Source organism: Rhodobaculum claviforme (genome assembly GCF_016653255.1).
GTDB lineage: Bacteria > Pseudomonadota > Alphaproteobacteria > Rhodobacterales > Rhodobacteraceae > Rhodobaculum > Rhodobaculum claviforme.
In genome coordinates this window covers 1-14820 of the sequence record NZ_NHSD01000131.1, presented here as the reverse complement: position 1 = coordinate 14820, position 14820 = coordinate 1, and the positions used below count along the sequence as shown (strand labels likewise).

At 74.0% G+C, this 14820-nt stretch carries 9 protein-coding genes and 1 pseudogene; 2 read left to right on the top strand and 8 right to left on the bottom strand.

Annotated elements, in window-relative coordinates; all coding sequences use genetic code 11:
• From addA to hemB, 7 genes and pseudogenes are all read right to left on the bottom strand, one after another.
• Window positions 1-2768, bottom strand: a 2768-nt coding sequence (addA, locus tag CCR87_RS03865) for a double-strand break repair helicase AddA (RefSeq protein ID WP_201156255.1), incomplete at its 3' end; no start/stop codon positions are given.
• Window positions 2765-5667 (bottom strand): annotated as a pseudogene (gene addB / locus CCR87_RS03860) (double-strand break repair protein AddB). The gene addA and the pseudogene addB, both read right to left, overlap by 4 nt.
• Window positions 5664-6326, bottom strand: a complete 663-nt coding sequence (locus CCR87_RS03855; protein WP_242511841.1) for a nucleotidyltransferase family protein — start codon at window positions 6324-6326, stop codon at window positions 5664-5666. Before CCR87_RS03855 ends, addB begins: the two are co-directional and overlap by 4 nt.
• The gene (locus tag CCR87_RS03850; RefSeq protein WP_201156254.1) at window positions 6323-7267 is read right to left on the bottom strand and encodes a phosphotransferase; all 945 of its coding nucleotides are present in this window, start codon (window positions 7265-7267) and stop codon (window positions 6323-6325) included. The genes CCR87_RS03855 and CCR87_RS03850 overlap by 4 nt, the downstream gene beginning before the upstream one ends.
• Window positions 7260-7733, bottom strand: a complete 474-nt coding sequence (gene tsaE / locus CCR87_RS03845; RefSeq protein ID WP_201156253.1) for a tRNA (adenosine(37)-N6)-threonylcarbamoyltransferase complex ATPase subunit type 1 TsaE — start codon at window positions 7731-7733, stop codon at window positions 7260-7262. Before tsaE ends, CCR87_RS03850 begins: the two co-directional genes overlap by 8 nt.
• A 326-nt stretch (window positions 7734-8059) precedes the next feature.
• Window positions 8060-8620, bottom strand: a complete 561-nt coding sequence (locus tag CCR87_RS03840) for a lipid-binding SYLF domain-containing protein (RefSeq protein WP_201156252.1) — start codon at window positions 8618-8620, stop codon at window positions 8060-8062.
• A 100-nt stretch (window positions 8621-8720) separates the two neighbouring features.
• On the bottom strand, window positions 8721-9722 hold the full coding sequence (gene hemB / locus CCR87_RS03835; protein WP_201156251.1) for a porphobilinogen synthase: 1002 nt from the start codon (window positions 9720-9722) through the stop codon (window positions 8721-8723).
• Window positions 9723-9862: 140 nt separating this feature from the next.
• On the opposite strand from hemB, the gene CCR87_RS03830 reads away from it, so the two are divergent.
• Both CCR87_RS03830 and mfd read left to right on the top strand, forming a co-directional pair.
• On the top strand, window positions 9863-10387 hold the full coding sequence (locus CCR87_RS03830) for a component of SufBCD complex (protein WP_201156250.1): 525 nt from the start codon (window positions 9863-9865) through the stop codon (window positions 10385-10387).
• A 37-nt stretch (window positions 10388-10424) separates the two neighbouring features.
• Complete coding sequence (gene mfd, locus CCR87_RS03825) at window positions 10425-13877, top strand: transcription-repair coupling factor (protein WP_201156249.1); 3453 nt, start codon at window positions 10425-10427, stop codon at window positions 13875-13877.
• A 103-nt stretch (window positions 13878-13980) separates the two neighbouring features.
• Here the strand turns inward: mfd and CCR87_RS03820 are convergent.
• The coding region (locus CCR87_RS03820; protein ID WP_242511840.1) for an amidase family protein at window positions 13981-14820 on the bottom strand (840 nt) is incomplete at its 5' end.

Here is a 14820-nt window from a genome sequence, read left to right as displayed (position 1 = left end):
GGCCGGGTCGCCCAGTCCGGCAGGGGGGGCGGGGCGGCCTGCGGCGCGGGTGCCTGTCCGGCGCTGTCGGGCCAGTCGCCATGGGCATGGCGCCATCCCGCGCCGGTGGGACAGGGGTGCGCCACGGCCCCCGCCCGTTCGATCGCCGCGCGCAGCCGGGCGTGCCAGCACGCGCCCTCGACCTTGCCCGCGGCGGCGACGATCAGCCAGCACTCCGCCCGCGTCATCGCGACATACAGCAGCCGCGCGTCCTCGGCGGCGCGGGCCTCGGCCTCCCGGGTCAGCGCCTCGGCCAGGGCGGCGGGCGCCTGTGCGCGTGCGGTGTTCCACGCCACGCTGTCGCCCAGCCGCACGAGCGCTGCATCGCGGGGCGGGCGGCGTTCTGCGGTGTCCGGCAGGATCACGATGGGCGCCTCCAGCCCCTTGGCGCCGTGCACCGTCATCACCCGGATCAGGTCGCCCGCGCCGTCGGGGCGGCGGCGCACGTCCACGTCGCCGGCCTCTAGCCACACCAGGAATCCGGTCAGGCTGGGCACCTCGGCGGCCTCGAACGCCAGCGCCTGGGACAGCAGCGCGTCGATGCCATCCTCGGCCTCCGGGCCCAGCCGGGCGATCAGCCGCACCCGCCCGCCGTGGCGCGTCAGCGCGCGCTCCAGCAGGTCGTGCGGGCGCAGGAAATCCGCCGCATCGCGCAGATCGCGCAGCCACACGAGCGTGTCGGCCGCCCCCGGCGCCGCGCGCAGGGCCGCCCACAGCCCCCCCTCGCGCCCCTGTGCGAGGTCATAGAGCGCCGCCTCCGACCACCCCCCCAGCGGCGAGCGCAGGACGGTGGCCAGCGCCAGATCGTCCTCGGGCGTGGCCAGGAACGCCATCAGCGCGGTCAGGTCGCGCACCGCCAGCTCGGCGCCCAGCTTCATCACATCGGCCCCCGCGATGGGCAGGCCCAGCGTCTTGCACTCCGCGATGATGCGGTGGAACAGGGTGGAACGTCGGCGCACAAGGATCAGGAAATCCCCCGGCCGCACCGGGCGCGCGGGGCCTTTCGCCTGCGGCAGCGGAGTGCGCGCGCGCAGCAGGGCCGCGATCTCGGTGGCGATGGCGCGGGCCAGCCGGGCGACCTCGTGCTCCTCCGACAGGATGTCGACGGGTTGCCACCATTCGGGCGTCTCGGGCTTGTCGGCGGCTTCCAGCGCGGGCCACAGATCGACCCGCCCCGGCAGGTCGGGATGGAACGCCAGATGCCGGGGCGCGCCGCCCAGCCCCCCGCCATCCGCGCCCGCGAACGCCGTGTCCACCAGCGTCAGCACCGCCTGCGAGGACCGGAACGAATGCTCCAGCGTCAGCAGGTTCAGCCCCCGCCGCGCCGCCACCAGCCGGTCGCGGAACCGCCCCTGCACCCGGTCGAACGCGGCCAGATCCGCCCCCTGGAAGGAATAGATCGACTGCTTGCGGTCGCCCACCACGAACAGCGTGCGCGCCCGCCCGCCCGTGCCGGCATCATCGCCCGCCGCCATCTCCTCGGCCAGCCGCTCGATCACCGCCCACTGGCCGGGGCTGGTGTCCTGCGCCTCGTCCACCAGGATGTGGTCCACCCCCCCGTCGAGCTTGTAGAGCACCCACTGCGCCACCGACGGGTCGTCCAGCAGCGTCCGCGCCCGCTCGATCAGGTCGTCAAAGCCGAGCCAGCCGCGCGCGGTCTTGCGCGCCTCCACCCCCGGCAGGAAGCGCGCGGCAAAGGCGTGCAGCGCCGCCGTCCGCTCGGCCGCCGCCAGCGCGAGGCGGCGCGGTCGCGCCGCCTCCACCCGCGCCATCAGCGCCTCCAGCGGGGCCAGCGCATCGCCAAGGGCCGTGCGCGTAGCCTTGGTCGGAAAGCTGCCGATCTTGGCCGCAAACGGCGCCTTGGTCTTTTCCGAGAACAGCAACACCCCTTCGAGCGCCTCCAGAACGGCCAGCGTCGGCGCGGCGAAATCCAGCCCCGCCAGCCGCTCCGCCGCCCCGGCGTCCGTTTTCGAGCCCGCCGCCAGCACCGCCGTCACCCGCGCGATCAGCGTGGCCTCGTTCCCCGCAAACACATCGGCCAGCAGCGCGCGTGTGTCGAACCCCGCCGGCAGGTCGAACAGCGCCCGCGCGCCGTCGGCATCACAGGGCTGCGACAGTGCGGCGCGGTGGCGCAGCATCTCCGCCAGCAGCGTCGTCAGATCGGCCCCGCCCAGATGCGCGGCCAGCGTATCCAGAACCTCCGGCTCGGCCTCCGCCAGCGCCTCGGCGGCCTCCTCCAGCAGCTGTGTCTCGCGCCGCGTGTCCATCTCGGCAAAGGCGGGCGAGACGCCGGCCTCCAGCGGAAAGCGGCGCAGAAGACCCGCGCAGAAGGCGTGGATGGTCTGGATCTTCAGCCCGCCCGGCGTCTCGATGGCGCGTGCGAACAGCCGTCGTGCGCGCGCCAGCCCCTCGGCGTCCAGCGCGCGGGCGGTGTCCGCCGCGCCCAGATCGGCCAGCGCCGTGCGCAGGCGCCCCTCCTCCAGCATGGCCCATTCGCCCAGACGCCCGAACAGGCGGTTCTGCATCTCGCCCGCCGCGGCCTTGGTATAGGTCAGGCACAGGATGCGCTGCGGCGCGGTGCCGTCCAGCAAGAGCCGCGCCACCCGGTCGGTCAGCACCCGCGTCTTGCCCGAGCCCGCGTTGGCGCCCAGCCAGGTGTTGGCGCGGGGGTCGGCGGCTTCGGCCTGGCGCAGGCTGGCGGCGTCGCGGGGCGCTGCGGGGGCGGTCACGGCTGCTCCCCCTGTGGCCGGCCCACCGGGATCGTCACCGGATCATCGGTCATGTCCCATTCCCCGAACCGTGCAAGGTGGTCGAAATCCCCCTCTGCGGTTTCGGTACGCGGCGCGCGGCGGGCGGCATAACCGCGCCCGGGTTCGGCATAATGGCCCAGCAGGTGGCCCAGGTCCTCCCAGACTCCGGCGGACAGCGCGGGCGTGATCTCGGTCACATCCTCCTTCGGGGTGCCGCCCAGGCCCAGATAGGCCACCCGTGCCACCCGGCTGGGCCCCAGCGCCGCGAATGCGCCGCGCTCGGCCATCGCGGCCTCCAGCAGAAGCTGCTTGGCAAAGTGCTTCTGTTCCCGCGGGCCGGGCACCGTGCCGGTCTTGTAGTCCAGGATCTCCAGCGCTCCGCAGGGCAGCCGGTCGATGCGGTCGGGCCGCGCCACCAGCGTCAGGCCGGTGGGTGGCACGGCGATGGCGCCCGCGCGCTCCAGCAGGACCGGGGTGCCCATGCGCGCGTCCTCGCGGTCGAGATACCAGTCGGCCACCCGCATCAGTCGCGCCAGCCACAACCGCCGCGCCGTGGGCCAGGGCACGCGGGCGGCCAGCTCGGCCTCGGCCAGTGCGCGCAGCCGGGCGCGGGCCGCCTCGCGGGGTTCCGTTTGGGGGTCTGTGCGGGCCTCGGGGCGGCCTGCCACGAAGGCCTCGATCACCCGGTGCAGGACGGTGCCGCGCAGGCGCGCATCCGGGGCGGGCCGCAGCGGGTCCAACGCTCCCAGACCCAGCACCCGGCGGGCATAGATGGCATAGGGGTCGCGGATCAGCCGTTCGATTTCCGTGACCGACAACTGCGCGGGGCGCACTGGTGCGCACTGGCCGAGGCGCTGGAGACCCCGCCCGCCAGCGCCTCCGGGCCGCCCTGTGCGGTCAGCCCCGACAGCAGGTTCGTCAGCCGGTTGATCCAGCGCGACGGCACGGTCGCGGCCTCGGCATCGCGCAGCGCTCGGCTGAGGACGACCTCCGGCGCACAGGCGGCCTGCTGGAAGTCATGCGCCGCCAGCCCGATGCGGCGTTCGGGCAACAGCAGCCCCGCCTCCAGCCGCATCCGCCGGTTCAGCCACGGGTCCGGCGCCGGAAGGTCCGGCCAGACGCCTTCGTTCAGGCCGCCCGCAATGACCAGGTCGGCGCCCTGCACGCGCGCCTCCAGGGTGCCCCAGATGCGGATGCGGGGGTCGGCCTGGGCGGGCTCGCGGACCTCCTGGCGGGCCAGCACGCCGTCGATCAGCCGGGCATAGGCGTGGGCGTCCAGCGTGCCGCCGTGGCCGGCCTCGGCGGCCAGCGCGTCCATGGCGGCGCGGGCCTCGGCGCCGGCGGCGGCCTCCCACAGGGCGCCGTGGTTCGCGTCGGCGGCTGTGTCCGGGGGGCTGTCAGGACCCGCCGCGGCGCCGCGCGCCAGCGCCCCGGCCAGCGCCATGTGGGCACAGACGTGATCGCCCAGCGGGATCGCGCCGGGCGGCGCCGGCAGCCGGTCCAGCCATGCCGCCAGCCAGTCGCCCCAGTCCCGGTTCTCGGCCCGCGCCAGCCCGCGTAGGGTCGCGCCATCGGGGAATGCCGGGCCCTTGCGGCGCAGGTGCAGCTCCAGGTCGCGGGTGTGGCGCAGATGCTCGCCGCGCCCCGCGCCGGTGTGGGTCAGGGGGTGCTTGAGCAGCGCGATCAGCCCCTCCACCGTCACGCGGCCCGCCCGCATCGCGGCGATCTGCCGCAACAGCCGCCCCGGCGCCGTCAGGCCCAGCGGCTTGCCGCCGCTGTCGTCGGGCACCAGCCGCCAGCGGTCCAGCGCGGCCGCCACCTGCCGCGTCAGCTGCCGGTCCGGCGTGATCAGGGCGGCGGTGCGCCCCGCCTCGGCGGCCGCGCGCAGGCACAGCGCGATGGCGCGCGCCTCGGCCCGCGGCCCCGGCGCCTCGATCAGGCTCAGCCCCGCGCAGGCGGGGCCGACATCGCCCAGCCCCGCGCCCTCGGCCATCCAGCGGTCGGTCACCGGTGCCGGTCGCAGCGTGAGCGAGATCAGCCGGTTGCGCGCCGCACACGGCGGCCCCGCGTCCACCCACGCCCGCACATCCCGCGGTGCCATGTCCAGCCGGTCCAGAAGCGCACGGAAGCGGTACTGCGGATGATCCTCGGCCGTCAGCGCATCGCCCAGCGCGGCCCAGGCGTCGTCCGGCATGTCGGTGTCGAAGCCCGGCAGCACCAGCACCCCCTGCGGCAGCCCCGCCACCGCCGCCATCAGCCGCGCGGTGGTGCCCCGCGACGCGGTGGAGCCCGCGACGATCACCGGATGCGCGGGCGGGCTGGCCGCCCATCCCGCCGCCAGCCGGTCCACGGCGGCGCGCAGCCGCGCGGGCGCGTCGGCGGCGCCGTCGGCGTCGAACCACGGCGCGATCAGGTCGATGAACCGCAGGCTGCGCTGCCAGTGCCGCGCGTGGCCCGCGGTGTCCAGCGCGGCCAGATCGGCCGGCGTGACGCCCTCGCCCTGCATCTCGTCCATCAGCGCGGCCAGGCTGTCGGCGAGGTCAAAGGCCGCCGTGCCCGGCGCCGCCCCCGGATCGCGCGCGATCAGCGCGGCGGTCAACTGCATCAGCTCCAGCCGCCGGCGCAGCGGCGGGACCGGCGGCGCCAGCCCCGCGAACGCCGCCATCCCGGGGTCCGACACCAGCCGCAGGCGCGGCAGCAGGCGCGCGCCCTCCTCCGACAGGATCTCGCGGATGCGGCGCTGCATGCGGCGGGTGTTGACGTAGAGCTCCACCCGCGCCGGGGCCTCGGGCGGGGCGTCGGCCATCCGGTCCAGCAGGCCACGCACCAGCAGGCGCGGGAAATCGGCGCCGGGCGGCAGGGCAAAGACCCCCTTCATGGGTGCTCCGCCAGCATCGCCTCGGCCGCCGCGATGCCGCCGGGGTGGCCCACGTCGCACCACAGCCCGCGATAGGGGACCGCGTGAATCGCCCCCGCCGCGCGGTCCCACAACCGGTGCATGGGGAACGCCGCGCCGGGGATGTCCGCCAGCGGTGCCGGGTCGATGATCTGCGCACCGGAATACACCATGTCGCCGCCCCAGATCAGCCGCCCCCCCGCGTCGATACGGGCATCCCCCGGCCCGTCGCGCCCGCGCACGCGGGCGCGCGGCACCAGCAGCAGCAGCGCCGCCATCCCCGGCCGCCACGCCGCGCGCAGCACCCCGAGCGGGTTCGGCCCCGCCCACACCGCGTCCGAGTTCAGCGTGAACACCGCCCCCCCGCCCAGCACCGGCAGCGCCGCCTTCAGCCCGCCGCCGGTATCAAGGATCGCGGGCTCGTGGCTGATCGCCACGCCGCGCCCGGCCAGATGCGCGGCGATCTGATCGGCGTGGTAATGGGTGTTCACGACCACCCGCAGGCCCTGCGTCAGCGCGAGGGCGTGGTCGATCAGGGGGCGGCCGGCGACCTCGATCAGCGGCTTGGGGCGCGCGGCGGTCAGCGTGCCCATGCGGGTGCCGAAACCGGCGGCGAACAGCATCAGCGCCTCGGGTGTCATGGTCGCAGCTCCGGGCGCACCGCACAGGGCGCGGGGATGTGGCGGTCGACCAGCGCGCGCAGGGCCGCCAGCTCGGGATGCGCCAGATCGGTGCGCAGGTGGCGCCAGACACGGTCCATGTGGCGCAGATACCCGCGCCGCCCCTGCAACGCCAGGCGCGCGAACACCCCCAGGATGCGCAGCTGCCGGGCCGCGCCGATCGCGGCCTCGGCCGCGGCAAAGGTCGTCGCGTCCTGCCCCGTCGCCGCCAGGTACCGCGCCCGCACCCGCGCCGCCAGCGCGGGGTCCACCGTCCGCCGGGCATCGGCCAGCAACGACACCAGGTCGTAGCCCGCAGGCCCCGCCATCGCGTCCTGAAAATCCAGCAGGCCCAGTCGCGCGACCCCGGCCCGCCCCTCCAGCCAGATCAGGTTGTCGGCATGGAAATCGCGCAGCATCAGCACATCCGCCGGGCCCGCCAGCCGCGCGCAGGCCTCCGATACGGCGGCGGCAAGCTCTGGCGCGGCCTGTGCAGTGTCGGCATAGACCTCGGCGGCCAGCGCGGCCTGGGCGCCGGGCACGTCGCCGGACCATGCCGCCACCCCGTCGGGCCGCGGCGCGCCGTGCAGCAGCGCCAGCACATCGGCCGCCACCAGATAGGCGCGCGCAGGACGCTCCAGTCGCGACAGCAGCGCATCGCCCAGGTCCTCCAGCAGCAGCAGCCCCGCGCCCGCGTCCTGCGCCAGCACGGCGGGTGGCGACAGGCCCAGCCCCGCAAGATGCGCGCCGATGTGCAGGAACGGCCGGACCTCGGACGTGCGGGCAATCATCAGCACGGCGCGGTCGGTCCCGCGCGTCAGCCGCAGATACCGCCGCCCCGAGGCATCGCCCGCCAGCGGCGCGGCCCGCGCCGCCGCCCAGCCCGCCGCCCGCAGGAACCCGTCGGGCGCCGCCTCAGCCACGGGCCACCCGTGCGAGGTCCGCCCCGCGCGGCCCCGCCGGGCGCAGCGTCAGGGCGCGGGCCTCGTCGGCGCCTTCGATCGGCGCAAGGCACAGCGTCAGGGCCTGCGGCGGCGGCGTGCCCATGCGCTCGGGCCATTCGATCAGCACCAGCGCGCGGCCCATGGCGGCCTCCAGTCCCAGCTCGGCCAGCTCCGACGCGCAGGCGAGCCGATAGAGATCCGCGTGCCAGATCTCCAGCCCGCCCGCGGCGTATTCCTGCACCAGCGTATAGCTGGGCGAGGGGACGTCCTCGGGCGTCTGCCCGGCGGCGCGCTGCAACGCGCCGATCAGCGCACGGGCGAAATGCGTCTTGCCCGCGCCGATCGGCCCCTCCAGCAGCAGCACATCGCCCCCGCGCAGGGCGGGGGCCAGCCGGGCGGCCAGCGCCTCGGTCGCGTCGGGGGTGGGCAGGATCAGGGTGTCCATCGCCGCGCACTCTGGCCCGGAGCGCGGGTGCGGGCAAGACCCCCGCCATCCCCCCGCCATGTCGTGTGGTCCGGCGCCGCTGGCGAGACCCCGCAGGCCGCGTCGCGCGATGCGCCCCCGGGATGCCCCCCCGGCACACCGGGCTGCGCACCGTGCTGTGCACCGGGTTGCGTACCGGGTTGCGTACCGGGCGACGCGGCCCCGCGGGTGTCCGCGTCCGGGCCGCCATTCGGGCCGCCGCCCGGGTCGCCGCCCGGGTCGCCGTCCGGGTCGCCGCCTGGACCGCCGTCCGGGCCCCTTCGCGACGGGCGCCGGCGGGGCCGCGATCAGGGGATGATGCGGGTGTACTTCAGCCCCGACAGCGAGGCCCCGGCGATCAGGCCCGCCTGTCCGAACACCAGCGCGATGACAGGGGCCTGGCGGGTGGTTGTGTCGATGCCGGCCGCAGCGCCGCCCTCGGGGGTGGCATAGCGCAGGTCGGCGCTGACGCCCCACCCCTCGGAGCGGCGGAAATCCTCCAGCGCCTCGCGGGTCATGAAGAACAGCGCATGCGCGTATTGCTGCGCGCCGATCTGCAACCCGAAGCTGGCGCCGGTGGCGGAGTAGTAATCGACCGACGCGCCGTCGATGCGCAGCACCCCGCGCCCGTAGGTGCCGCCGAGGAACAGCCCGCCCTCGGTCACCAACGGCATGTAGAGGACACCGCGCGCGTCCTCGGCCAGCTCGCGCGTGCCGGGGTAGCGGGAGAACAGGAAGTCGCGCATCGCATCGGCCCGCGCGTCCAGCACATCGGCGCCGTTGCCACCCACCGGATTGGCGCATCCCGCCAGCACCACGCCCGCACCGCCCAGTCCGGCCATCAGCCCACGCCGTGTGATCTCACCCATCGTTCCGACCCCATACCTGCCTCGCACCCCGGGTTATCTCCCGGGCGGGCTTAACATATACGGAACCGCGCGCCCTGTCATGCCCGCGCCGTCCCACCCGTCAGCGGGCGCGCAGCAGCCGGGCCACCTGCGGCGCGAAATATGTCAGCACCCCGTCACAGCCCGCCCGGCGGAACGCCAGCAGGCTTTCGACCACGACCTTCTCGCCGTCGATCCAGCCGTTGTCGGCCGCGCCCCGGATCATCGCGTATTCGCCCGACACCTGATAGGCATAGGTCGGCACCCCGAAGGCGTCCTTGACCCGCCGGCAGATGTCCAGATACGGCATGCCCGGCTTGACCATCACCATGTCGGCGCCCTCGGACAGGTCCCGCTCCACCAGGCGCAGCGCCTCGTTCGAATTGCCGGGGTGCATCTGATAGGTCAGCTTGTCGCCGCGCAGCGCGCCCGCCGCCCCCACCGCATCCCGGAACGGCCCATAGAACGCCGAGGCGTATTTCGCCGCATAGCTCATGATGGCGACATGGCTGTGGCCGGCGGCCTCCAGGGCGGCGCGCAGCGCGCCGATGCGGCCGTCCATCATGTCCGACGGGCCCAGGATGTCGGCGCCCGCCTCGGCCTGCGCCAGCGCCATGCGCACCAGCGCCTCGACGGTTTCATCGTTAAGGATCTCGCCGTCGACGACAAAGCCGTCGTGGCCCTGCGCGTTGTAGGGATCGAGCGCGATGTCGGTCATCACCACCAGCCCGGGCACCTCGGCCTTGATCGCGCGCACGGCGCGGTTGGTCAGGTTCTCGGGGTTCCAGGCCTCGGCGCAGTCGTTGGTCTTCACGCTGGCGTCGGTGTAGGGAAACAGGCAGATCGCGGGGATGCCCAGCTCGGCCGCCTCGTGGGCGGCGCGCACCACATTGTCGATGGAGCGGCGCACCACCCCGGGCATGGAGGCGATCGGCTCCTCCACCCCCTCGCCCTCGCGCACGAACACCGGCCAGATCAGATCGGCGGTGGACAGGCGGTGTTCCTGCGCCAGATCGCGCAGGGCGGCGGTGCGCCGCAGACGGCGAAAGCGGGCGGTGGGGAAGGGGGCAACAGTGGGGCGCATCCGGGCCTCTTGCTTGCGGTTTGTGGTTGCGTGCCAGCTTTGCGCCGATATCACAAGCGCCACAAGCCCGGGCAGGCCCCCGGGCGGCGGGCGCCAGGCGCGTGCGGCGCGGCACACGGACACACCGGCGGGGCATCAGGGTGGAGTTTCACAACAGCCTTCTGGCACTCATCGACACGCGGTCGTTTTCCAACATCTGGTTCTGGTTCGCCCTGGCCGCGATGTGGTCGTGGTTGAGCCATTACATCCTGGGCGTGCCGTTCGACATGATCGCCCGCGCCCGGCGCGAGGGCGGTGTCGCGTTGCAGGAGCTGGAGGCGGTGGTGGCCGCCCATGTCCAGCGCCGGTTGCGCATGGCGTCGGGGCCGTGGGCGGTCGCCGTGCTGTCTGGGGGGCTGACGGTGCTGGCGCTGCTGGGCTTCGGCCACGGGCTGCAACTGGCACAGGCGCTGTTCCTGCTGGCGCTGCCGGCGGTGGTGGTGGCGGCGATGGGTCAGGTCGCGGCCCGCCGCCTCGGGCGTGATCCGCTTGCGGGCGAGGCGCTGTGCGCCTACCTCGTCCGGCACCGCCTCTGGGTTCACCTTGTGGGCCTCGTTTCCATCTTCGTCACCACGCTGTGGGCCATGGTGGCGGTGCTGTTCGCATCGCTGCCCGGTGCGTTCTGACGCCCCGGCCCGGCCGCCGCACCACGAAGGGTCCGACATGCCTGACACCGCCTCCACCGCCGCCCGCCGCCTGCTGATGGGCGGCGCGCCCGAGGGCTTCGACGCCGCCCTGATCGTGCGCGAGGTCGAGCGGGGCGCGCGCGCCGTCGTGCATGTCGCCCGCGACGACCGCCGGATGGAGGCGATGCGCGCGGCGCTGGCGTTCTTTGCCCCGAAGACGCTGGTGCTGACGTTTCCCGCCTGGGACTGCCTGCCCTATGACCGCGTGTCCCCCAACCCCGAGGTGGGGGCTGCCCGCATGGCCACGCTCGCGGCGCTGGCCCATGGCGTGCCGGGGCCGTTCGTGCTGCTGACGACGCTGAATGCCGCCGCCCAGAAGGTGCCCGCGCCCGAGGTCCTGCGCGACGCCGTCTTCCGCGCCGAGGTCGGCCGCCGCATCGATGACGCCGCCCTGCGCCATTTCCTGACGCGCATGGGCTTCTCCGCCGCCCCCACCGTGACCGAACCCGGCGATTACGCCATCCGGGGCGGCATCTTCGACATCTGGGCGCCGGGGGCGGGGGGGCCGGTGCGGCTGGATCTGTTCGGCGACGTGCTGGACGGGGCGCGGCGGTTCGACGCGGCCACCCAGCGCACCACCGAAAAGCTGACCCGGGTGGAACTCGCGCCCGCCTCCGAGGTGATCCTGGACGAGGCCGCCATCGCGCGCTTCCGCACCGCCTGGCGCGCCGAATTCGGCGCCGCCGCCGATGATCCGATGTACGAGGCCATCAGCGCGGGCCGCAAGCACCAGGGGCTGGAGCACTGGCTGCCGTGGTTCCATGACCGGCTGGAGACGCTGTTCGACCACCTGCCCGGCGCCAGCGTCCTGCTGGACGATCAGATCGAGGCCGCCCGCGCCAGCCGCTGGGAGGGTATCCTGGATCAGTACGCCGCCCGGCGCGAGGCGCTGGCCGACCGGCGCAAGGGCGGCTACAAGCCCTGCCCGCCGGAGCAGCTCTACCTCGATGACGCGGGGTGGGAGGCGGCGCTTTCGGGCACCCGGGTGATCCAGCTCAGCCCGCTGCCGCAGCCCTCGGGGCCGGGCGTGCTGGACGCGGGCGGGCGTGCCGGCCGCAGCTTTGCCCCCGAGCGTCAGCAGGAGGGCATCAACGTCTTCAAGGTGCTGGCCACCCATGTGGAGGATCGGCGCAAGTCCGGCCCTGTGGTGCTGGCGGCCTGTTCCGAGGGCGCGCGCGAACGCCTGTCGGGGCTGTTGGCGGACGAAGGCGTGCGCGGCGCCACCGACATCGCGGACGCCCGCGATCTGGGGGGCAAGGGCGCGCTGCATCTGGCCGTCTGGCCGCTGGAGGCCGGGTTCACGGCCCCCGACCTGACGGTCATCGCCGAACAGGATGTGCTGGGCGACCGGCTGATCCGCGCCCCCAAGCGCCGCCGCAAGGCCGACAACTTCCTGACCGAGGCGCAATCGCTCAGCCCCGGCGACCTGATCGTGCATGTCGAACACGGGGTCGGCCGCTACATGGGCCTGGAGACGATCACGGCGATGGGCGCGCCGCACGAGTGCATCGCGCTGGAGTATGCGGGGGGCGACCGGCTGTTCCTGCCGGTGGAGAACATCGAGCTTCTGTCACGCTACGGGCATGAGGAGGGGCTGCTGGACCGCCTCGGCGGTGGCGCCTGGCAGGCCCGCAAGGCGCGGCTGAAGGAGCGCCTGCGCGAGGTCGCCGACAAGCTGATCCGCATCGCCGCCGAACGCACCCTGCGCAATGCCGTCACCTATACCCCCCCCGAACAGCAGTGGGACGCCTTCTGCGCCCGCTTCCCCTGGGCCGAGACCGACGACCAGCTGTCCGCCATCGCCGACGTGCTGGAGGATCTGGACCGCGGCACGCCGATGGACCGGCTGATCGTGGGCGACGTCGGCTTCGGCAAGACCGAGGTCGCGATGCGCGCGGCCTTCGTCGTCGCCATGTCGGGCGCGCAGGTGGCGGTGATCGCCCCCACCACGCTGCTGGCCCGCCAGCACGCCAAGACGTTCGCCGAGCGGTTCCGGGGCCTGCCGCTGCAGGTGCGCCAACTCTCGCGCTTCGTCTCGGCCAAGGATGCGGCCGCGACCCGCGCAGGCCTCGCCGATGGCACCGTGGACATCGTGGTGGGCACGCATGCGCTGCTGGCCAAGGGCGTGAAGCTGCGCAACCTCGGGCTGATGATCGTGGACGAGGAACAGCACTTCGGCGTCAACCACAAGGAGCGCATGAAGGAGATGCGCGCCGAGGTCCATGTCCTGACCCTCACCGCCACCCCCATCCCCCGCACCCTGCAACTGGCGCTGACGGGCGTGCGTGATTTGTCGGTGATCGCCACGCCCCCCGTCGATCGTCTGGCGGTGCGTACGTACGTCAGCGAATTCGACCCCATGACCCTGCGCGAGGCGCTGTTGCGCGAACATTATCGCGGCGGGCAGTCCTTCATCGTCTCGCCCCGGATCAAGGACCTGCCGGAGCTGGAAGAGTTCCTGCGCGATCAGGTGCCGGAGGTCAGCTTCGTCGTGGCGCACGGGCAGATGGCGGCGGGGGAACTCGACGACAAGATGAACGCGTTCTACGACGGCAAGTACGATGTGCTGCTGTCGACCTCGATCGTGGAATCCGGCCTCGATATCCCGCGCGCCAACACGATGATCGTGCACCGCGCCGACATGTTCGGGCTGGCGCAGCTCTATCAGATCCGGGGCCGGGTGGGGCGCTCCAAGACGCGGGCGTACTGCTTCCTGACCACCCGTCCGCGCGTGCCGCTGACGCCGCAGGCGATGAAGCGGCTGCGGCTGCTGGGCAGTCTGGACTCGCTGGGCGCGGGCTTCACGCTGGCCAGCCAGGACATGGACCTGCGCGGCGCCGGCAACCTCCTGGGCGAGGAACAGTCCGGCCACATCCGCGAGGTCGGCTATGAGCTGTACCAGCAGATGCTGGAGGAAACGATCGCCAAGCTGCGCGCCGGCGAGATCGAGGGGCTGCCCTCGGACGGCGACTGGTCGCCGCAGCTCAACCTCGGGGTGCCGGTGCTGATCCCCGAGGCCTATGTGCCCGACCTCGATGTGCGCATGGGCCTCTATCGGCGGTTGTCGGGGCTGACCACCAAGGTGGAGCTGGAGGGGTTCGCGGCCGAGCTGATCGACCGCTTCGGCACCATGCCCAAGGAGGTCAACACCCTGCTGCTGGTGGTGCGGATCAAGGCGATGGCCCGGCGCGCGGGCATTGCGCGTCTGGATGCCGGGCCCAAGGGCGCGACGGTGCAGTTCCACCAGGACCGCTTCGCCAACCCCGCCGGGCTGGTGGAATTCCTGCAGGGCGAGCGCGAGCACGCCAGGATCCGCGACAACAAGCTGGTGGTGCGCCGCGACTGGGCGACCGAGGCCGACCGCATCCGCGGCGCCTTCGCCATCGCCCGCGATCTGGCCGCCAAGGCGAAACCCGCCCGCAAAGGCTGATCCGCACAAGGCTGCGGCGCGCGGCCCGGGGCGGTGGTGCGCCCCGCGTGCGGGCCCGCCCCCGCCCGCCCGCCGTGGTGCGCAGCCGGCCCCGGCGCGCGCCTCAGCCCGCCAGCGCGGCCTCGGCGCCCGCCGCCAGCCGCAACAGCCGCGCATCCGCGCCAGGGGCGGCCATCAGCATGATCCCCGTGCCCGGCGTCCCGGTGGGCAGCGTCACCGCGCACAGCCCCATCAGGTTGCCGATGCGCGTGTTGCGCAGCGTCAGCAGGTTTTCGCGCACATAATAGTCGGCGTCGGTCATCAGCCGGGCCGCATCGGGGGCGGTGTTGGGCACCGTGGGCAGGATCACCGCGTCATGGCCCGCGGTGGCTGCCGCCCATTCGGCCCGCGCGCGGTACAGCGCGGCCCAGGCGGCGGCGAAATCGGGGGCCGAGAACTCCGCCCCGCCGCGGAACCGGTCGCGGATGCGGTCGAACATCATCTCGGGCCGCGCCTCGATGGTGTCGCGCCACAGCCCGTACGCCTCGCCGGAGTAGAGAACGCCGGACAACGGCATCGCCGCCTCCACGGCGGGGATGCGTCCGGCGGTGACACGGGCGCCCGCCGCCTCCAGCCGGGCGCGGGCGCGGGCAAAGCCGTCGGCCGGAGCGTCGCGGATGTCGTCGAAGGCGGTCGTCTCCAGCACCAGCAGCCGCGCGCCCGCGATGTCCGCGCCCCGCAGGTCCGGCGCCGGGCGGCCCGACATCGCCGCGACCATCTCGGCCGCGTCCTCCACCGTGCGGGTCAGCGGCCCGATGGTGTCAAAGCTGGGGGCCAGCGGCACCACCCCCTCCAGCGACAGCGCGCCATGCGTGGGCTTGAACCCCACCAGGTCGTTCCAGGCCGCGGGCACCCGCACCGACCCGCCGGTGTCCGACCCCACCGCCGCCGCCGCCAGTCCGAA